The organism is Falsihalocynthiibacter arcticus (assembly GCF_000812665.2).
Lineage (GTDB): Bacteria > Pseudomonadota > Alphaproteobacteria > Rhodobacterales > Rhodobacteraceae > Falsihalocynthiibacter > Falsihalocynthiibacter arcticus.
The window spans coordinates 4,102,200-4,121,818 of the sequence record NZ_CP014327.1 but is presented as its reverse complement, the minus strand read 5'-3'; the positions used below and the strand labels follow the sequence as shown (position 1 = coordinate 4,121,818).

Annotated in this window: 16 protein-coding genes; all 16 read left to right on the top strand. The window is 55.0% G+C overall.

Annotated elements, in window-relative coordinates; translation table 11 throughout:
- Nucleotides 1-5: 5 nt before the first annotated feature.
- The 16 genes from RC74_RS20230 to recN all read left to right on the top strand — a co-directional run bounded on the left by RC74_RS20230 (nt 6) and on the right by recN (nt 19,581).
- The gene (locus tag RC74_RS20230; RefSeq protein ID WP_039001317.1) at nt 6-1,496 is read left to right on the top strand and encodes a UDP-N-acetylmuramoyl-L-alanyl-D-glutamate--2,6-diaminopimelate ligase; all 1,491 of its coding nucleotides are present in this window, start codon (nt 6-8) and stop codon (nt 1,494-1,496) included.
- The gene (locus RC74_RS20225) at nt 1,493-2,920 is read left to right on the top strand and encodes a UDP-N-acetylmuramoyl-tripeptide--D-alanyl-D-alanine ligase (RefSeq protein ID WP_039001318.1); all 1,428 of its coding nucleotides are present in this window, start codon (nt 1,493-1,495) and stop codon (nt 2,918-2,920) included. The genes RC74_RS20230 and RC74_RS20225 overlap by 4 nt, the downstream gene beginning before the upstream one ends.
- A gap of 11 nt (nt 2,921-2,931) precedes the next feature.
- A complete protein-coding gene (mraY, locus tag RC74_RS20220) occupies nt 2,932-4,014 on the top strand; it encodes a phospho-N-acetylmuramoyl-pentapeptide-transferase (protein ID WP_039001319.1) in 1,083 nt (360 codons plus the stop codon).
- A 126-nt stretch (nt 4,015-4,140) separates the two neighbouring features.
- Nucleotides 4,141-5,535, top strand: a complete 1,395-nt coding sequence (murD, locus tag RC74_RS20215) for a UDP-N-acetylmuramoyl-L-alanine--D-glutamate ligase (RefSeq protein WP_039001320.1) — start codon at nt 4,141-4,143, stop codon at nt 5,533-5,535.
- A gap of 138 nt (nt 5,536-5,673) precedes the next feature.
- Entirely contained in the window at nt 5,674-6,864 is a 1,191-nt protein-coding gene (gene ftsW / locus RC74_RS20210) for a putative lipid II flippase FtsW (RefSeq protein WP_039001321.1), read from the top strand.
- Nucleotides 6,864-7,976 carry a UDP-N-acetylglucosamine--N-acetylmuramyl-(pentapeptide) pyrophosphoryl-undecaprenol N-acetylglucosamine transferase gene (locus RC74_RS20205; RefSeq protein WP_039001322.1) on the top strand — a complete coding sequence of 371 codons (1,113 nt, stop codon included), beginning with the start codon at nt 6,864-6,866 and terminating at the stop codon, nt 7,974-7,976. Before ftsW ends, RC74_RS20205 begins: the two co-directional genes overlap by 1 nt.
- On the top strand, nt 7,973-9,385 hold the full coding sequence (gene murC, locus RC74_RS20200) for a UDP-N-acetylmuramate--L-alanine ligase (protein ID WP_039001323.1): 1,413 nt from the start codon (nt 7,973-7,975) through the stop codon (nt 9,383-9,385). The genes RC74_RS20205 and murC overlap by 4 nt, the downstream gene beginning before the upstream one ends.
- A 19-nt stretch (nt 9,386-9,404) precedes the next feature.
- Nucleotides 9,405-9,668 carry a DUF2484 family protein gene (locus RC74_RS20195; RefSeq protein WP_039001324.1) on the top strand — a complete coding sequence of 88 codons (264 nt, stop codon included), beginning with the start codon at nt 9,405-9,407 and terminating at the stop codon, nt 9,666-9,668.
- A gap of 57 nt (nt 9,669-9,725) precedes the next feature.
- Nucleotides 9,726-10,664 (top strand): UDP-N-acetylmuramate dehydrogenase, encoded by a 939-nt coding sequence (gene murB, locus RC74_RS20190; RefSeq protein ID WP_039001325.1) that lies wholly within the window; start codon nt 9,726-9,728, stop codon nt 10,662-10,664.
- Nucleotides 10,665-10,891: 227 nt separating this feature from the next.
- Nucleotides 10,892-11,806, top strand: a complete 915-nt coding sequence (locus tag RC74_RS20185) for a D-alanine--D-alanine ligase (protein ID WP_179946749.1) — start codon at nt 10,892-10,894, stop codon at nt 11,804-11,806.
- Nucleotides 11,794-12,726, top strand: coding sequence for a cell division protein FtsQ/DivIB (locus tag RC74_RS20180; protein ID WP_052274724.1), 933 nt, complete (start codon nt 11,794-11,796; stop codon nt 12,724-12,726). Before RC74_RS20185 ends, RC74_RS20180 begins: the two co-directional genes overlap by 13 nt.
- Nucleotides 12,723-14,057 carry a cell division protein FtsA gene (gene ftsA, locus RC74_RS20175; RefSeq protein ID WP_039001326.1) on the top strand — a complete coding sequence of 445 codons (1,335 nt, stop codon included), beginning with the start codon at nt 12,723-12,725 and terminating at the stop codon, nt 14,055-14,057. Before RC74_RS20180 ends, ftsA begins: the two co-directional genes overlap by 4 nt.
- 179 nt (nt 14,058-14,236) lie before the next feature.
- A complete protein-coding gene (ftsZ, locus tag RC74_RS20170) occupies nt 14,237-15,832 on the top strand; it encodes a cell division protein FtsZ (RefSeq protein WP_039001327.1) in 1,596 nt (531 codons plus the stop codon).
- A gap of 211 nt (nt 15,833-16,043) precedes the next feature.
- Complete coding sequence (gene lpxC, locus RC74_RS20165) at nt 16,044-16,964, top strand: UDP-3-O-acyl-N-acetylglucosamine deacetylase (RefSeq protein WP_039001345.1); 921 nt, start codon at nt 16,044-16,046, stop codon at nt 16,962-16,964.
- A gap of 108 nt (nt 16,965-17,072) precedes the next feature.
- Entirely contained in the window at nt 17,073-17,912 is an 840-nt protein-coding gene (locus RC74_RS20160) for an outer membrane protein assembly factor BamD (protein WP_039001328.1), read from the top strand.
- A gap of 43 nt (nt 17,913-17,955) precedes the next feature.
- A complete protein-coding gene (gene recN, locus RC74_RS20155) occupies nt 17,956-19,581 on the top strand; it encodes a DNA repair protein RecN (RefSeq protein WP_052274726.1) in 1,626 nt (541 codons plus the stop codon).
- Nucleotides 19,582-19,619 lie beyond the last annotated feature (38 nt).

Genomic DNA, 19,619 nt, shown 5'->3' with positions numbered 1-19,619 from the left:
ATGCCATGATACGAAAAGTTAAAGAAAAACGATTGGCCGACCTTGGTTTGACCGCGCGCGGCCTCGCGAATGTGCCGGTGACGGGATTAAGCGTGGACAGCCGAACCGTGGAGGAGGGCCATCTTTTTGTCGCCCTTCCGGGGGCAAAAATCCACGGTGCAACCTTCATTGAATATGCCCTGCGAATGGGAGCTACGTCGGTTTTGACGGATGCTGTGGGGGCACAGATTGCCCGAACCGCCCTTGAGGACTCGGGAGTTGCCCTCGTTGTGGCGGAAGATCCGCGCATGGCGTTGTCCTTTGTCGCGGCGTTGTTTTTTGAAGGCCAGCCCGCGCATATGGTTGCGATTACAGGAACCAACGGCAAGACGTCGGTTGCGACCTTCACCCGCCAGATATGGATTGCCTTGGGGTTTCCGGCGGCGAATATCGGCACGACGGGAGTAGAAGGGGCGTTTCAAGTTCCGCTTTCTCACACCACGCCTGAGCCGATTACCCTACATCGATTACTCGCGAAAATGGCCAAAGCTGGCGTAACGCATGCGGCGATGGAGGCCTCAAGCCACGGGCTGGCCCAGCGGCGACTGGATGCCGTTCGGTTGATGGCAGCGGGGTTTACCAATTTCTCGCAGGACCATTTGGATTATCACAAGGATTTTGACGATTATTTCAATGCGAAGGCGGGCCTTTTTGAGCGGGTGCTGCCTGCCGAGGGGCGTGCCGTTATCAATATCGACAGCCCGCGGGGCCTTCAGATGGCAGAGATAGCCCGCAGTCGCGGTCAGCGCGTGTTGTCGGTTGGGCGCACTGCGGGCGCGGATATGTGTCTTGTGGGGCAACGTTTTGATGCGCAAGGCCAAGAGGTCTTGTTCACATTCGAAGGGGGGCAACATGGCCTGCGCCTTCCGTTGATTGGTGGGTTTCAGGCCGAGAACGTATTGCTTGCTGCTGGACTTGTGATTGCCTGTGGCGAGAAGGCCGAACGTGTGTTTGAGGTTTTGCCGGAAATGGTAACCGTTCCCGGGCGTATGCAGCACGCAGCGACGCGCGAGAACGGGGCAACGGTTTTTGTAGATTTCGCCCATACTCCCGACGCGCTTTCAACGGCGCTGACGGCGTTGCGGCCCCACGTGATGGGGCGGATTGTTGTGGTTTTGGGCGCGGGCGGCGATCGCGATACCAGCAAGCGCGCCCTGATGGGGCGGGCCGCAACACAGCACGCGGATGTTGTTTTCGTGACGGATGACAACCCGCGCAGCGAAGATCCCGCCGCGATCCGCGACATGGTGATGGAGGGGTGTCCGCAAGCCCATAATGTAGGCGATCGGGCCGAAGCGATTTTACGCGCGGTCGATGCATTGGGTGCGGGGGATGCGCTGTTGATTGCTGGTAAGGGGCATGAAACGGGCCAAACGATTGGGGATGTGACATTGCCGTTTAATGACGCCGAACAAGCCAGCGTTGTCGTGGCCGCCCTTGAGGGGCGTTTGGCATGACCGCGCTTTGGACTTCACAGGATGCGCAAGCTGCAACGGGAGGCGAATCCACGCAGGAGTGGCAGGCCTCGGGGCTATCCATCGACACGCGGACCTTGCAAAAAGGCGATCTTTTTGTTGCCATTAAAGACGTGCGCGACGGCCATGATTTCGTTGCACAAGCCCTTGAAAAGGGGGCTGCTGCCGCATTGGTCACGCATTTACCGGAGGGCGTTTCACCGGATGCGCCCCTGTTAATAGTGCCAGACGTTTTAGGCGCGCTTGAGGATTTGGCGCGTGCCGCACGGGCACGGACCGCGGCGAAAGTGATCGCCGTTACCGGATCGGTTGGCAAGACCTCAACCAAAGAAATGTTGCGCGTTGTTTTGGCACATCAGGGGCGCGTTCATGCGGCCGAAGCGAGTTACAATAACCATTGGGGCGTGCCGCTGACACTGGCGCGGATGCCGGTTGATACGGATTTTGCGATCATCGAAATCGGGATGAGCCATCCAGGTGAAATCGCGCCGCTTGCTAAAATTGCGGCGCCTAATGTGGCGATGATTACCAATGTCGCCGCTGCGCATTTGGAGGCCTTTGATGACATATCGGGAATCGCGCATGAAAAAGCGGCGATCTTTTCGGGGTTGGTTCATGGTGGGACGGCGATCATCAATGTTGATCTTGAGACCTCTAAAATCTTGTGGGACGCGACACCAGAAAAGAAAGTAGGTTTCGGAACTGACTCCAGCGCTGACTTCTTTCTAGAGGAGGTTAAGCTTTCCGATAATGTGACGGTGATTTCCGCGACGTTGAACGGCGAACCCGCCCTATTTAAACTGTCCACGGCGGGGCGACATTTTGCGATGAATGCGATTGGCGTTTTGGCCTGTGTGAAGGCAGTCGGCGCGGATATTGGCCTTGCGGCTTGTGATTTGGCGCAGTGGCGGCCGCCTTTAGGGCGCGGTACCCGCGAGACAATTTACCTTGATCGCTATGCAGCTGAAGTGAGTCTGGAGCTGATTGACGACGCATTTAATGCCAACCCCACGTCTCTTGCGGCCGCGCTTGAAGTGCTCGCGGCGGCCAAGCCACGCAATGATGTCGGGCGCGTCCGAATTGGGCGACGTATGGCGATCCTTGGCGATATGTTGGAGTTGGGGGACGACGCAATCGAGCAGCACCGCAAAATTGCAACGCTGGAAAGTGTCGCGCAGATCGATAAAATCCACTGTGTCGGCCCGATGATGCGGGCGCTGTTTGACGAAATCCCAGACCAAAAGCGCGGCCTATGGGTCGCAACTTCGCAGGAACTCGTGGCCAAAACCAAAGATCTCATCGACGCGGGTGATGTGATCTTGGTAAAAGGCTCAAAGGGAAGCAAAACGGCACTCGTTGTTGACGCGATCCGAAAACTGGGCCATCCAGCCCCAACACTTGAATAAGGGGCAGTTTATTGCTGTATTGGCTCACTGATTTATCGGACGGGGGGGATTTCTTTAACCTCTTTCGCTATATTTCGTTTCGCGCAGGCGGCGCATTCTTCACGGCGCTCATCTTTGGTTTTATCTTTGGTCAGCCGTTGATTAACCTGCTGCGTGCCAAACAAGGACGCGGCCAACCTATTCGCGATGACGGACCAGAATCGCATTTCGCAAAGGCAGGCACGCCAACAATGGGCGGGCTTTTGATCCTTTCTGCCTTGGTCTTTTCAACGCTCCTCTGGGCGCGCATTGATAACCCCTATGTGCTGATGATCTTGTTCGTGACGCTTAGCTTTGGGGCGATTGGCTTTGCGGATGACTACGCAAAAGTGAGCAAGAATAACACCAAAGGCGTGTCTGGAAAGATCCGCATGGGGCTTGGATTATTGGTTGCTGCGATCGCGTCCTATTGGGCGTCTTGCTATCACCCTGACGGTTTGGCCTACCAACTCGCGGTTCCCGTATTCAAAGATACACTCCTGAATCTGGGGATTTTCTTTGTGCCGTTCTCGATGATCGTGATCGTAGGCGCGGCCAACGCGGTCAATTTGACGGATGGTCTCGATGGGTTGGCAATTATGCCCGTTATGATCGCAGCGGCAGCCCTTGGGGTGATCGCCTATACCGTCGGACGGGTCGATTTTACCGACTACCTTGATGTGCATTACGTGCCAGGAACCGGTGAGATACTGATTTTTTCGTCGGCACTTATTGGCGGCGGTCTGGGCTTTCTTTGGTATAACGCTCCGCCAGCGGCCGTGTTTATGGGCGACACAGGATCACTCGCGCTTGGCGGCGCGCTAGGCGCGATTGCCGTGGCGACCAAACACGAGATCGTTTTGGCCATAGTTGGCGGTCTGTTTGTGGCCGAAGCGCTGTCCGTCATCATCCAAGTTCTGTATTTCAAGCGCACAGGGAAGCGGGTTTTCCTGATGGCGCCGATTCATCACCACTTTGAGAAAAAGGGCTGGGCCGAGCCGCAAATCGTGATCCGGTTTTGGATTATTTCGCTTGTTTTGGCGCTTATCGGACTGGCGACGCTTAAACTGCGTTAATTCGGAAGACTATTTCAATGCGGGCGTGTCCAATCATGGGCGCGCCCATTTTTGTTTCCGGTGGATTGCTAAAGTCGCTTTGACAAGGCATGAACGGGAAAAGCAACGTCGCGCAAGGAGCCTCCCATGATCCCAGTCCAAGGATATACCGACCAAAAAGTAGCCGTTCTAGGGCTTGGGCGCTCGGGAATTGCAACCGCGCGCGCCTTGCGCGAAGGCGGCGCGATCCCTGTCGTTTGGGACGATAACGCCGAAGCGCGGGAGCGTGCGCAAACCGAAGGGTTTGACCCCGTTGATTTGGGTAAAACGAGTGCTTGGGAAGGCGTGGCCGCGTTGATCCTTTCGCCAGGTATTCCGCATCTCTACCCAACGCCTAACAAATATGTGTCCATGGCGTGGGACGCGGGCATTCCTGTCGATAACGATATTTCGCTGTTTTTCGCAGGGTTTGCCACGACGGAATGGGACGAATTCGTGACCATGCCGCGCGTCGTCACCGTGACGGGCAGTAACGGAAAATCCACCACCAGCGCGCTTCTTCATCACGTGTTGCAGCACGTCAATCGCCCGTCCCAGCTTGCGGGAAATATCGGGCGCGGTGCCTTGGATGTCGATCCCGCCATTGATGGCGAGGTCGTGGTATTGGAGCTGTCCTCCTATCAAACCGACCTTGCGCGTAACCTGACGCCCGATATCGCTGTCTTTACCAATCTTTCGCCGGATCACTTAGATCGCCACGGCGGGCTTGGCGGGTATTTTGCCGCGAAACGGCGGCTCTTTGCCGAGGGCGGTCCTGATCGTGCGGTGATCGGTGTGGATGAGGACGAGGGGCGGTATCTTGCCAATCAGCTGGCGACGGGGAAGGCGGATGATCGTGTGATCCGTGTGTCGACGAAGGCCAAATTAACGGGGCCAGGTTGGAATGTTTTTGTGCGCAAGGGGTTCCTTTCGGAGTACCGCAAAGGGCGTCAAACGGGCTCCATTGATTTGCGGTCGATTCAAGGGCTTCCCGGCGTTCACAATCATCAAAATGCCTGTGCGGCCTATGCCGTTGCGCGCTCGCTCGGACTTGCGCCCCGCGTTATTGAGGCGGCGTTCCACAGCTTTGAAGGTCTGCCGCATCGCTCTCAAACCATTGCCACCAAAAACGGCGTGCGCTTTGTGAATGACAGTAAAGCAACCAACGTCGACAGTGCCGCCTGTGCGCTGGACGCGTTTGAGAATATCCGCTGGATTTGTGGCGGCCTCGAGAAGGAAGGCGGCCTTGGCGCGCTGACATCGCATTTTGGCAACGTGAAAAAGGCCTATGTGATTGGACGCGACGCCGCCAATTTTGCGCTTGGACTTGAAGGACTTGAGGTCGAAATTTGTGAAACTATGGCCGTCGCCGTGGCGCGTTCTGCGGCCGAAGCCCAAGAAGGGGATACGGTCCTTTTGGCACCCGCCGCTGCAAGTTTTGATCAATACGACAGTTTTGAGAAACGCGGCGATGATTTTACCGATTGCGTTGCTGCGCTTTAAGCACTGTCGCGACACAGAAAAGACCCGCTAAATCCATCCTTTGGGCGGGTCTTTTTGCTGGATTAATCTGCGGTTTTTGCGTAGACTTTTCCCCAGACCCGGCAAACGGGCGATCAGAGGCAGTATAGGCGGTACCCCATGACCGAGATGGTATATGGTTCTCTCCCCCATTCGGGCGGTGAACCCGTGCTCCCACGTTGGTGGCGCACAATTGATAAATGGACAGCAGTCTTTATTCTTTTGCTCTTTGCAATTGGCATCCTTCTTGGGTTGGCTGCTTCTCCGCCTTTGGCCGAAAAGAACGGGTTTGCCCCGTTTCACTATGTTCAACGTCAAGCGTTTTTCGGGATGGTCGCCCTTGTGGTGATGATTTTCATTTCGATGATGTCGCCCGTTATGGTGCGCCGCCTTGGCGTTTTGGGCTTCGTCTGTGCCTTTGTTGCCCTGTTGTTTTTGCCCTTTTTGGGGACGGATTTTGGCAAAGGGGCTGTGCGTTGGTATTCCCTCGGTTTTGCCTCGGTTCAGCCGAGCGAATTCCTCAAGCCCGGATTTGTGATCGTGACCGCATGGTTGATGTCGGCAAGTCAGGAAATTAACGGCCCTCCTGGTAAAACCCTTTCGTTCGCTTTTCTGGTTTTTATCGTTGGTTTGCTTGCATTGCAGCCTGATTTTGGGCAAGCGGCGCTGGTTTTGTTTGGCTGGGGTGTGATGTATTTTGTGGCTGGCGCACCGTTTTTATTGCTTATCGGCATGGCGGCTTTGGTGGTTTTGGGCGGCTCGTTTGCTTATAATAATTCCGAACACTTTGCCCGCCGTATCGATGGATTTTTAAATCCAGAAATTGATCCGACAACACAGATCGGTTACGCCACCAACGCCATTCAAGAGGGCGGATTCTTTGGAGTTGGTGTTGGCGAGGGGCAAGTGAAATGGTCGCTGCCTGATGCGCACACCGATTTTATTATCGCCGTTGCGGCGGAAGAGTATGGTCTGTTGCTTGTTTTGGCGATCATTTTGCTTTTTCTTGTAATTACAGTGCGCTCTCTCCTGCGGCTAATGCGCGAACGCGATCAGTTTACGCGACTGGCCGGCACAGGTTTGGCCTGTATGTTTGGCATCCAAGCCTTTGTGAATATGGGGGTCGCGGTGCGGCTTTTGCCCGCTAAGGGAATGACGCTTCCGTTCGTAAGCTATGGCGGTAGTTCTTTGGTTGCGGGTGGGATTGCACTGGGCATGTTGCTTGCGCTAACACGCAATCGACCACAGGGCGTTATTGGCGATCATTTTGTTGGGCGCGGACGCGGAACTTTAGGGACGGATCAAGGTTAATGTCAGGACCACTTTTAATCATCGCTGCGGGCGGAACGGGCGGGCACATGTTCCCCGCACAGGCTTTAGCCGAAGCGATGTTGGCCAAAGGTTGGTCTGTGAAACTTTCGACCGATGGGCGCGGCGCGCGGTATGCGGGCGGGTTTCCACCAGACGTCGAGATCGAAACTCTCTCGAGCGCGACGTTCGCGCGGGGCGGATTGTTGGCAAAGGCGATTGTGCCATTTCGTGTGTTCGGCGGAGTCATCGCAGCGGTTTGGAATATGTATCGTGATAAGCCTGCTGTTGTCGTGGGCTTTGGCGGATACCCGTCGATTCCGGCTGTTGCTGCGGCATGGATTTTGCGTCGCCCTCGGGCGTTGCACGAACAGAATGGCGTCCTTGGACGTGTGAATAAACTTTTTGCCAAACACGTGGATGCCGTGGCCTGTGGTACGTGGCCGACGGAACTTCCTGAGGGGGTTGAGGGGCACGAAGTTGGCAATCCGGTGCGCAGCGAGATTTTGGACCGCGCGGGGGCTGGGTACATAGAACCGGGTGATTATCCGATGTCGATCCTTGTGATGGGCGGAAGCCAAGGCGCGCGCATCCTTTCGGATATCGTTCCCGCAGCCATTGCCGCTTTGCCAGATAGCTTGCGCCGCAACATCCGTGTGGATCAACAGGCGCGCGAAGAAGATTTAGAGCGGGTCACCGCCTTTTATCGTGAGGCTGAGATCAAGGCGGACGTAAAGCCGTTTTTCAAGGACGTGCCGCGTAGAATGTCGGAATGCCAATTAGTTATTGCTCGCTCGGGCGCCAGTACGGTCGCCGATATTTCGATCATTGGCCGCCCGTCGATTTTGGTGCCTTATGCCGCCGCGACGGGGGATCACCAGACGGTGAATGCCCAAGGTTTAGTGGATGCGCAGGCTGCAAAACTCTTGCAGGAAGCCGATTTCACAGTCGATAATTTAACCGCATTGATCTTAGGGGTGATCACTCATCCCGATAAAGCAAATTCAATGGCGCGCGCAGCCCTTGGCTGTGGCAAGCCCGACGCGACACAGCGCCTTGTTGCGCTCGTCGACTCGCTCCGCGAACATCCCATAAGCACCGAGGCCCACACATGAACCGTCAAGCGACCAAACTTCCCATCGAAATGGGTGCCATTCACTTTGTCGGTATTGGCGGCATTGGGATGTCGGGCATTGCAGAAATGCTTTTAGATCAAGGCTATCAGGTTCAAGGCAGTGACTTAAAAGCCAGCAAGATCACTGACCGTTTGGTCGGGCTTGGGGCGACAGTATTTTTTGGGCAAAAGGCCGAAAATCTGGAAAACGCCGAAGTGGTGGTTATTTCAAGCGCGATCAAGGCGGGTAATCCGGAGTTGGATGCCGCTCGCGCCACGGGGCTTCCCGTTGTGCGCCGTGCAGAAATGTTGGCCGAATTGATGCGCCTTAAATCCAATATCGCCGTTGCGGGAACGCATGGCAAAACAACGACGACGACAATGGTTGCCACGTTGCTGGATGCGGGCGGGCTTGACCCAACGGTGATCAACGGCGGTATTATTCATGCCTACGGGTCCAACGCACGCATGGGTACGGGCGAGTGGATGGTGGTCGAGGCCGACGAGAGTGACGGAACTTTTAACCGTCTTCCGGCCACGATTGCGATCGTCACAAATATCGATCCCGAGCATATGGAACACTGGGGCGATTTCGATACTTTGCGCCAAGGGTTCCTTGATTTCGTGTCAAATATACCCTTCTACGGCGTTGCGGTATGTTGTACCGATCACCCCGAAGTTCAGTCCCTTGTGGGCAAAATAACTGACCGCCGCGTGATTACATTTGGGTTCAACGCCCAAGCGGATGTACGGGCGACCAACTTGAAATATAAAGAGGGCGTGGCGCATTTCGACATCGCGCTGAAGGCCGAAAAACTGGTGATTGAGGATTGCTCTTTGCCGATGCCGGGGGACCACAATGTGTCCAACGCGCTTTCGGCTGTCGCGGTCGCGCATCATTTGGGTGTTTCGCCCGCAGACATCAAATCAGCGTTGAAAAACTTTGCCGGTGTGAACCGTCGTTTCACCAAGGTTGGTGAAGTGAATGGGGTCACAATCATCGACGATTATGGGCACCACCCCGTGGAGATTGCGGCGGTGCTTAAAGCGGCGCGTCAGGCCACATCGCACACCGAAGGCGCGCGCGTTATTGCGGTGCATCAACCGCACCGTTACAGCCGCTTGCATACTTTGTTTGAGGATTTCTGTACCTGTTTCAACGACGCGGATGTCGTTGGCATTTCCGATGTTTTCTCGGCGGGTGAAGACGTGATTGAGGGCGCGACCCGTGATGATCTGATTGCGGGTCTTATTCGTCACGGCCACCGCCACGCGCGGGCCGTCACCAGCGAAGAGGATTTGGTGCGTCTTGTGCGTGAGCAAACCAAACCCGGCGATATGGTGGTGTGTTTGGGCGCGGGGACGATTTCGGCTTGGGCAAATAATCTTCCAAACCTTATGAAAGACTAGGTAACACAAGGGCAAGAATATGGACTTAGGAATACCGGTCTCAGGATTTCTAGCGCTGCTATGGCTGCTGATTGCCAACGTCGTTGGCTTTTTTCCGAGCAAAAAGAAACATTGGCCCGCAGCCTATATCCTTATGAGCATCGGTCTGCCGATAACAGTTTATCTGTTTTATGAAAGCGGATTCTGGATAGGGGTGCTTTTCCTAATTGCTGCTGGCTCGATTTTTAGATGGCCATTGATCTTTCTCCTCCGTCGCCTTGGTCTTCTGAAAGCTCCGTCTTAGGGCTGGAAACGCCTCTGTTTCGCGCTATAACCACCGAAATTAAAACGGGCGCATAACATGACTCTTGATCCCAATTCCTTGCCGCAGGTGCGCGGTGTTCTGACTTTTGACAAGGACCTCTCGGGGTTGACGTGGTTGCGCGTAGGCGGGCCAGCGGATGTCTTGTTTCAACCTGCGGACATTGAAGATTTGCAATATTTCCTGCGCGAATTGCCGCGCGATATTCCCGTATTTCCGATGGGAGTCGGTAGCAATCTGATTGTGCGCGATGGGGGTATTCGCGGTGTGGTGATCCGTCTTGGGCGTGGCTTCAATGGAATTGAAATTGACGGCCAAAATGTGACCGCGGGGGCGGCTGCGTTGGATGCGCATGTCGCGCGAAAAGCGGCGGCTGAGGGCGTTGATCTCACGTTCTTGCGTACTATCCCGGGTGCAATTGGCGGTGCTGTTGCGATGAACGCGGGATGCTATGGGCGCTACATCGCGGATGTATTTCAGTCCGCCCGGATTGTGACGCTGGAGGGCGAGGTGAAAACGCTCTTAAGTGCTGACTTGGCGTTCGCGTATCGCAATTCGGATTTGCCGGACGGCGCGGTTTTGGTTGATGCGGTTTTACGTGGTTCGCAGGGGGATTCGGTTGAACTTGAGGCGCTTATGGCCGCGCAGCTCAAAAAACGCGACGAAACCCAGCCCACCAAGGACCGCACGGCCGGAAGTACTTTCCGAAATCCTGCGGGGTTTAGCTCTACCGGACAGGCCGATGATGTGCATGATTTGAAGGCTTGGAAGGTTGTTGATGACGCCGGAATGCGCGGTGCGCGACGGGGCGGGGCGGTTATGAACGAGATGCACAGCAACTTCTTGACCAATGCGGGGGGCGCGACGGCTGCTGATTTGGAAGAATTGGGCGAAGAAGTACGAAAAAAGGTTTTCAAAAACAGTTCAATAGAGTTAGTATGGGAAATTAAGCGCATCGGCGAACCGACGACCCCGTAAATTTCGAATATTTTCTGGAAAACCGGTGAAAACAGACGCGCAAATCAAGAACTAGCGGCAGATCCGCGTAGATTCTGGCACAGGAAAAGCCAAGCTACGCAACAAAAATAAAAAACGAACTATCTGGATTCGGGCGTTCTGCGTTTGAAACCTTGAGTAGAATCAGATGCCCAAAATCGGGCGCACCAAGATCCTCATAGAAGGGTCGCAAATGATAAGAGGCGGGCATGTCGAGCAGGGCATCCCAAAAAGTGGCAGTATTGCTGGGAGGACCTTCTGCGGAACGCGAAGTTTCTCTCTCAAGTGGGCGCGGTTGCGCGGCTGTACTTCGGGACGAAGGATTTGAGGTTGTTGAACTGGACGCGGGTCCAGACCTAGCCGCACGTCTTCTTGAGATTGCCCCAGACGTTGTTTTTAACGCGTTGCATGGGCGTTGGGGGGAGGATGGATGCGTCCAAGGTTTGCTCGAATGGCTCAAAATTCCCTATACACATTCCGGCGTTTTGGCTTCGGCTCTCGCGATGGACAAGGAACGCTCCAAGGAAATGTTTCGCGCGGCGGGTTTGCCCGTGTGCGAGAGCGGTCTTTTTGCGAAATCGGAGGTTGCCGCGCGCCATGTGATGGCGCCGCCTTACGTTGTGAAGCCTAATAACGAAGGCTCCTCTGTTGGCGTTTATCTGGTGGCCGAGGGTGCAAATACCCCGCCAAACCTTTCCGATGATATGCCCGAAATCGTCATGGTCGAGGCCTTCGCGCCAGGCCGTGAATTAACCACGACGGTCGTTGGCGATCGTGCCCTTGGAGTGACAGATATCCTGACCGATGGCTGGTACGATTACGATGCGAAATATGTGCCCGGCGGCTCTCGTCATGTGGTGCCTGCCGATCTTCCGCCCGAGATCACCGCAGCGTGCCTGGACTATGCCCGCCGGGCCCATGTGGCCTTGGGATGTCGCGGTGTGAGCCGTACCGATTTCCGCTGGGATGAGGCGCGGGGTCTTGAGGGGGTGATCCTGTTGGAAACCAATACCCAGCCCGGAATGACTCCAACGTCGCTGACGCCTGAACAGGCAGATGTATTTGGCATCGGGTTTGGCGGCTTGTGCCGTTGGCTGGTGGAGGATGCATCATGTCAGAGGTAGGCTTTAATTCTGGCGCGCGTCAGGTCGCAGGTCTCTCTTCGCGTCGCACCCAATCCCCTAAACGTGACCCCGCCCCAAGCCGTGTCGCCTATCGCGCCCAGCGGCTTTGGCTCACACCGACGTTTCGTAAAATTGTGCGTGTTGGCTTGCCCGTTTTGGTTGTCAGTATGATTACTGGGGGCCTATTGGCGAGTGCAGATCGTCGTCAGGCGATTGTGGATTGGTCGCTGCAATTGCGCGAGGATATTGAGCATCGCCCCGCATTTATGGTGCATATGATGGCCGTGGACGGGGCCTCGATTGAGCTTGCCGAAGATATTCGAGAAGTTTTCCCTCTGGATTTTCCGATGAGTTCGTTTGATCTGGATTTGCAGCAAATGCATGCGGCTATTTCCGAACTTGATGCGGTGGCCTCGGTGAATGTGCAGGTGCGCGTTGGCGGCGTATTGCAGGTGAGCGTCGATGAGCGCGTGCCGGTAATTGTTTGGCGTGGCACTGATGCGGTTGAATTGTTAGATGCCGAAGGGCATCGGGTTGTACAGGTGCCCGCGCGGGCATCGCGCCCTGATTTGCCGTTGGTGACGGGATTTGGTGCCGATAAAGCCATTCCAGAAGCCCTTGAACTGTTGGCCTCTGCTGCTCCGATTTACGATCACGTGCGCGGTCTTGTGCGGGTGGGCGAGCGTCGGTGGGACCTTGTTTTGGACAAAGGTCAGCGGGTTCTTTTGCCCGAAACAAATCCCCGCCAAGCGCTGCACCGCGTGATTGCGCTTAATACGGTACGGGATTTGTTGGCGCGCAACGTGGCCGTCATTGATATGCGGCTTGAGAAGCGCCCAACCCTTCGCCTTAAAGAGCCTGTTCCAGAAGTCTCGCCCGAAGATGCCCCCATTATTAATAGCGGAGCCCAGTATCCATGACCGATCTTTACCAAAGCCAGCGAGCGATGCGCAACATGAGAGAAGCCGCCATGCAGCGCGGTGTTGTGGCAATTTTGGATGTGGGAACGTCGAAAATTGCCTGTTTGATATTGCGCTTTGATGGGCCGGAAAAATCCCACGATTTTGATGGTGTCGGCTCAATGGCAGGGCAGAGCAGTTTTCGGGTTATTGGAGCGGCGACCACGCGGTCGCGTGGAGTGAGCTTCGGGGAAATTGACGCAATGGCCGAAACAGAGCGTGCCATTCGCACCGCTGTTCAAGCCGCACAAAAAATGGCCAATCTTCGGGTCGATCACGTGATCGCGTGTTTTTCGGGCGCGCGGCCACGGTCCTATGGATTGGCGGGTAGCATTGATGTTCAGGAACGGACCGTCAGCGAACAGGATGTCGCACGTGTTTTGGCGGCCTGTGAGGTGCCAGAGTTCGGGGCAGGGCGCGAAGTTTTGCATGCCCAACCGGTGAATTTTGCGCTGGACCATCGCACAGGTCTTGGCGATCCTCGCGGGCAAATAGGCAATCGTTTGGCTGCGGACATGCATGTTTTGACGGTCGACGCGAATGCCATTCAAAATCTAATTTATTGTATCAAACGGTGCGATCTTGAACTCGCGGGCATGGCCTCGAGTTCATATGCTTCGGCGATTTCGGCCTTGGTCGAAGACGAACAAGAGCTTGGCGCGGCCTGTATTGATTTGGGTGGCGGTTCTACGGGGCTGTCGATTTTCATGAAAAAACACATGATCTATTCGGACTCGGTTCGACTGGGGGGCGATCACATCACCAACGATATTTCCAAAGGCCTTCAAGTGCCGATGGCAACTGCGGAACGGATCAAAACTCTGTTTGGTGGCGTTGTCGCCACGGGAATGGACGACCGCGAAAAAATTGAAGTTGGTGGGGACTGCGGCGATTGGGAAAAAGACCGTCGTACCGTTAGTCGCGCTGAATTGATCGGGATTATGCGACCACGGGTCGAGGAAATTCTGGAGGAGACGCGGGCGCGTCTTGAGGCCGCCGGATTTGATCACCTGCCAAGCCAGCAAATTGTTCTGACCGGCGGTGGAAGCCAAATTCCTGGCCTTGATGGTTTGGCCACGCGCATCCTAGGACAGCGCGTGCGGATGGGGCGTCCGCTACGGGTTCAGGGCTTGCCACAATCGGCCACGGGGGCGGCTTTTGCCTCCTCGGTTGGGCTGTGTTTGTTTGCTGCAAACCCGCAAGATGAGTGGTGGGACTTCGATATTCCCACAGAACGGTATCCAGCACGGTCGGTAAAACGCGCTGTGAAATGGTTCAAAGATAATTGGTAAACGCAAAATATGGTAGTTTCGGCAAGATATCGCCAAACTTTTCGGCCTGACGGACTATATTTTGTGTCATTAACGCGTTTTTTTCGTGACGTTTGACAAATTTCTCGATAAAATCGGTGCAAATCAGGCAAATTTGTCGCCCCGGGACGGGTGGCACTGTATCACAGGCGGACCAGTCGATGACTTTAAATCTTAGTATTCACGAGCAAGACGATCTCAAACCACGGATCACCGTTTTCGGTGTTGGTGGAGCCGGCGGTAACGCCGTAAACAATATGATCGACAAACAACTCGATGGTGTTGAGTTTGTGGTCGCGAATACCGACGCCCAAGCGTTGCAGCAGAGCAAATCCACAGCACGCATTCAAATGGGCATCAAGGTCACCGAGGGTCTGGGCGCGGGGGCACGGCCTTCCGTAGGGTCCGCCGCTGCTGAAGAAAGCATCGAACAAATCGTTGACCACCTCGCGGGCGCGCACATGTGCTTTATCACCGCTGGTATGGGCGGCGGCACCGGCACCGGCGCAGCTCCAATCATCGCACAAGCCGCACGCGAGTTGGGTGTTTTGACCGTTGGTGTTGTGACCAAACCGTTCCAATTCGAAGGCGCAAAACGGATGCGTCAAGCCGAAGAGGGCGTTGAAGCGCTGCAAAAAGTTGTCGACACTCTGATCATCATTCCCAACCAAAACCTGTTCCGTTTGGCGAATGAAAAAACAACCTTTACCGAAGCCTTTAGTCTTGCGGACGACGTTCTGTATCAAGGTGTCAAAGGTGTAACCGACCTTATGGTTCGCCCCGGTATCATCAACCTCGACTTTGCAGATGTGCGTTCCGTGATGGACGAAATGGGCAAAGCCATGATGGGCACAGGCGAAGCCACAGGCGAAGATCGCGCCGTACAAGCCGCCGAAAAAGCCATCGCAAACCCCTTGCTTGACGAAATCAGCCTGCGCGGCGCACGTGGCGTTCTTATCAATATTACAGGTGGCTACGACCTCACATTGTTCGAACTCGACGAAGCGGCCAACCGTATTCGCGAGGAAGTCGATCCAGAGGCGAACATCATCGTTGGCTCGACTTTGGACACTGAAATGGAAGGCGTCATGCGCGTTTCCGTAGTGGCCACTGGAATTGACGCCCGCGTCGGCGCCGGAGAAGTTCCCGTAGCGCGTCGTTCCCTCGCAGAACCGTTGAAGCATTCTTCACTTGCCGATGAAGTTGCTCAAGAATTGAGCCAAGCCGCAGAAGCACAAGGCAAAGAACCTTCGTTGTTTACGGAGCCAGAAGCTGAAAAAGAAACGCCTTCTTTCTTTGCGCCAACTCCACGGGCCAAGGAAGAAGTTCCTGCTCCCGCATACCAACCGCAACAACAAGCGGCTCCTTCGCCTCAGCTTGCTGAAGAGCCAGTACGGTTTGAGAGCGAAGCCGAAGGTTTTGTCGCTCCTAAACCTCGGACACCGGGAACGCCTTCTCCTGAAGCGTTGGATCGTCTTCGCGCCGCGGCTTCGAAGGTTCCGCATGCACCGGCTGGCTATGGTCAAACTGCAGCAAAAACTGCTCCTCAGCCACAAGCTGAACCTGAAAAACCACGCTTTGGGATCAACTCTTTGATCAACCGAATGACAGGCCACGCAGCCGAGGAGGGCGCGCGTACAGCCACTGCACGCCAGCAACCACAGGTGCAGGCCCCCGTTGCTGAAGCCGAACATGAGCCGGATCCTGAGCAAGAGCGTATCGACATTCCAGCGTTTTTGCGCCGCCAAGCTAACTAAATATTTCAACAGTTGTAACAATTGGGCTGCCCTTCTGGGTGGCCCTTTTTTGTTTAATTACAATGCGTTGCGTATTTTTGCGCAAACAACCGCCTAGGTGAAAAGCGCATGTTTCATTCAGTTACAAAGATTGAATTGTACATAACACAGTGGGAGCTTATCTCTCCTGTGTCGGAGCAAAGAACGTTCCGAGGCCGTTATGGAGCATCCATTGCAAACTACTTTGAACAAGCCAATTACATTTCGCGGAATAGGTCTCCACTCTGGGGCCCCTGTTCGCATGGTTGTAAAACCGGCGGCAGTGGATAGCGGAATTTGGTTTGTCAGGAGCGATCTTGAAGGGGATAACCGTATCCCCGCGTTATATGATGCGACGACGCCTGCGCAGCTTTGCACCCGTGTTGCAAATGCCTCTGGCGCTTCCGTTTCAACGATCGAACATATCATGGCCGCGCTCGCAGGGTGCGGCGTACAAAACGCTGTGATCGACGTAGACGGCCCGGAAATCCCCGTTCTCGACGGAAGTTCCGCCGAATTTGTGACCGCTATTTTGATGGTCGGGCGCAAGGATCTCAATGCCCCAATCCGAGCGTTGAAGATTTTGAAAACTGTGGAAGTACGTGACGGCGACGCAATCGCCCGTATCGAGCCTGCAAAAACTTTGCATATTGATTTCCACATTCGTTTCAATGACGCGGCCATTGGCAAGCAAGATAAGAAGCTGAGTATGGCAAATGGCGCTTTTGTGCGCGAACTTTGCGATAGCCGGACTTTTTGTCGACAATCTGATGTCGATGCGATGCGTGCCGCAGGGCTTGCCTTGGGCGGTTCTGTGAAGAATGCCGTTGTGATTGATGGTGATGACGTCTTGACGCCTGGTGGCCTACGTCACCGCGACGAGGCTGTGCGCCACAAAATGCTCGACGCGTTAGGCGATCTTGCCCTCGCTGGCGGACCCATTTTGGGGCGCTACACGGGGATTCGCGCGGGGCATGCCCTCACCAACAAACTCCTCAGAGCAATTTTTGCAGACGCCAACGCTTGGGAATGGGTGAAATGCGACGCCCGCGTCTCTGCGCGTTTGCCGGGTGCAGGCCTGCACGCCACCGATATCCCGATTGCGGCCGAATAAATCCCTTCCCAATGTAACGTAAAGACGTTTTGCCTAGGATTTTTCTGTGCTAGAACGGCGTGAGGTTTGGGGTTTTCCCCTTCGAACAGATTTTAAAGGTGGCGCTGAATGAGACGCGCAGCGGCTTGGCCAACTCGAATTACTTTGCTTTGCGGTCTCACGTTGTTGATGGCCTGCGGCGGCAATTCCAGCAAAGATATCCCCCTCGAGACGTTTACTCCCGAGGAGATCTATACTCGTGCGGAATTTGATCTTGAGGCGGGTGACCCCGAAGAAGCAGCGCGGCTATTTGGCGAAGTTGAACGCCTTTACCCCTATTCCGAATGGGCAAAACGCGCATTGATCATGCAAGCGTTCTCCTATCATCGCGATCAGGACTATGAAAATAGCCGGATTGCGGCACAACGTTTCATTGATTTCTACCCCGCTGAGGAGGATGTTGCTTACGCGCAATTCCTTTTGGCGCTGTCCTACTACGACCAAATTGATGAAGTTGGCCGCGATCAGGGCCTCACGTATCAAGCGTTGCAGCAATTGCGACTGGTAATCGAACGTCATCCAGACAGCGAATATGCGCGGTCAGCGATTCTGATGTTTGATCTCGCGTTTGATCATCTTGCGGCCAAAGAAATGGAAATTGGGCGCTACTACCTCAAAAAAGGTCACTACGCTGCGGCGATCAACCGATTCCGTGTTGTGATCGAGGACTTCCAAACCACAAGTCACACTCCAGAGGCCTTGATGCGCCTCGTTGAGAGCTACTTGGCCTTGGGGTTTGTCGAAGAAGCGCAAACGGCTGCCGCCATTCTTGGATATAACTTCCGATCCACGGTTTGGTACCAAGACAGCTATGAATTGCTAAAAGGGCAAGGCCTTGAACCTGGGTTGTTTGGCGCGAATTGGATGGGTAAATTCTATCGCCAAGCTATTCGTGGCGAATGGCTATAATTCTGCGAGATTTGCTGTGCTGCGCGGCTTAGAAATTCGAGACATGTTAATCATTGACCGGTTGGAACTTGAGTTCCAGCCGGGGTTAAATGTGTTGACGGGAGAAACGGGTGCAGGAAAATCTATCCTGTTGGATTCACTCGGTTTTGTTCTTGGTTGGCGCGGGCGTGCAGAGCTTGTTCGCGCAGGGGCCGAGCAAGGGGAAGTGACCGCGAGCTTTGAATTGCAGGACGATCATGCAGCATGGGGCGTCCTGCGCGACGCTGGGTTTCCAACCGCTGACGGAGAACTCATCCTACGGCGGATAAATACCAATGAAGGGCGTAAAACGGCGTGGATCAATGATCGGCGCTGTTCGGGAGAAGTGCTGCGGGCCTTGTCGGAAACCCTCGTCGAATTGCACGGCCAGCACGATGATCGGGGCTTGCTCAACCCGCGCGGTCATCGTCAGATTTTGGACACCTACGCCACCTTGGATGGCGAGCTTTCCGACGTGCGTTTGAAGTGGCGTGGGTTAAACGACGCCACAAAAGAACTGGAGAAGGCTGAGGCACATTTGGCCGAAATTCGCAAAGAAGAAGACTTCCTACGTCATGCTGTAGAGGAGCTGGATTTGCTCGCGCCCATTGCCGGAGAAGAACCAGAACTTGATACTTTGCGCCGTCAATTACAGGCCGCAGAACGGGTTTTGGACGACATCAATAAGGCGAATATGGCCTTGGGTGGCCACGGAGCGGAGGCGCAAATTTCCAATGCTATGAACTGGTTGGAAGATTCCGCCCTACAAATTGACGGCCAACTTGACGAAGCAATTGCCGCGTTGGGGCGCGCAATGGCCGAACTTTCGGATGCCATTCAGGCTGTCGATAGCACGGTTGAGCATCTGCGGTTTAACCCCATTGATTTGGAGGAAACCGAAGAGCGTCTTTTCGCCATTCGCGGGTTGGCGCGCAAGTACGAAGTATTGCCTGATGAGTTGGGCGCCCATGCAGATTCCCTGCGCCTTCGGCTTGAGACGTTAGACCAAAGTGTGGGCAATATGGCAGGTTTGAAGCGGGCCGTGGTCACCGCTCAATCTGCATATGATCTCGCGGCCCAAGACCTGTCAGAAAAGCGCGTAGACGCCGCCCGTAAACTGGATGCGGCTATGGCCAAGGAACTTGCGCCGCTCAAAATGGAGCGGGCTGTTTTTGCCACCGAAATTTCCGCCACAGAGCCGGGTCCAGAAGGGCAAGATGAAGCGATTTTTACCGTTGCCACCAACCCCGGTGCGCCGTCGGGGCCACTCAATAAAATTGCATCTGGCGGGGAGCTTTCTCGGTTTCTTCTGGCGTTGAAGGTTTGTCTCACTTCCGAAACGCGCGGAACCACAATGATTTTTGACGAAATCGACCGCGGGGTCGGAGGGGCGACGGCAGATGCCGTTGGGCGCCGTTTGGCTGAGTTGGCGACGCTGGGGCAAATCCTTGTTGTGACTCACTCGCCGCAAGTCGCGGCCCTTGGCGCGCATCACTGGCGGGTTCAGAAATCGGTCGAGGATGGCATGACTCTTTCCACGGTTGTCGCTTTGGGGACAGATGAACGTGTGGATGAAGTGGCACGGATGCTGTCAGGCGATAGGATCACAGATCAGGCCCGCGCGGCCGCAAAAACGCTGCTTGCCGGATAGCATTTTTCACACATTTTTGGCTTAATTTTTGGCTTTGA

Bases quoted from the DNA above. Each gene is read 5' to 3' on its own strand.
- ftsA (WP_039001326.1), top strand. From the start codon at position 12,723: ATGACCGATCTTTACCAAAGCCAGCGAGCGATGCGCAACATGAGAGAA.
- RC74_RS20230 (WP_039001317.1), top strand. From the start codon at position 6: ATGATACGAAAAGTTAAAGAAAAACGATTGGCCGACCTTGGTTTGACC.
- RC74_RS20225 (WP_039001318.1), top strand. From the start codon at position 1,493: ATGACCGCGCTTTGGACTTCACAGGATGCGCAAGCTGCAACGGGAGGC.
- RC74_RS20180 (WP_052274724.1), top strand. From the start codon at position 11,794: ATGTCAGAGGTAGGCTTTAATTCTGGCGCGCGTCAGGTCGCAGGTCTC.
- RC74_RS20205 (WP_039001322.1), top strand. From the start codon at position 6,864: ATGTCAGGACCACTTTTAATCATCGCTGCGGGCGGAACGGGCGGGCAC.
- RC74_RS20195 (WP_039001324.1), top strand. From the start codon at position 9,405: ATGGACTTAGGAATACCGGTCTCAGGATTTCTAGCGCTGCTATGGCTG.
- RC74_RS20160 (WP_039001328.1), top strand. From the start codon at position 17,073: ATGAGACGCGCAGCGGCTTGGCCAACTCGAATTACTTTGCTTTGCGGT.
- ftsZ (WP_039001327.1), top strand. From the start codon at position 14,237: ATGACTTTAAATCTTAGTATTCACGAGCAAGACGATCTCAAACCACGG.
- murB (WP_039001325.1), top strand. From the start codon at position 9,726: ATGACTCTTGATCCCAATTCCTTGCCGCAGGTGCGCGGTGTTCTGACT.
- recN (WP_052274726.1), top strand. From the start codon at position 17,956: ATGTTAATCATTGACCGGTTGGAACTTGAGTTCCAGCCGGGGTTAAAT.
- RC74_RS20185 (WP_179946749.1), top strand. From the start codon at position 10,892: ATGTCGAGCAGGGCATCCCAAAAAGTGGCAGTATTGCTGGGAGGACCT.
- murD (WP_039001320.1), top strand. From the start codon at position 4,141: ATGATCCCAGTCCAAGGATATACCGACCAAAAAGTAGCCGTTCTAGGG.
- ftsW (WP_039001321.1), top strand. From the start codon at position 5,674: ATGACCGAGATGGTATATGGTTCTCTCCCCCATTCGGGCGGTGAACCC.
- murC (WP_039001323.1), top strand. From the start codon at position 7,973: ATGAACCGTCAAGCGACCAAACTTCCCATCGAAATGGGTGCCATTCAC.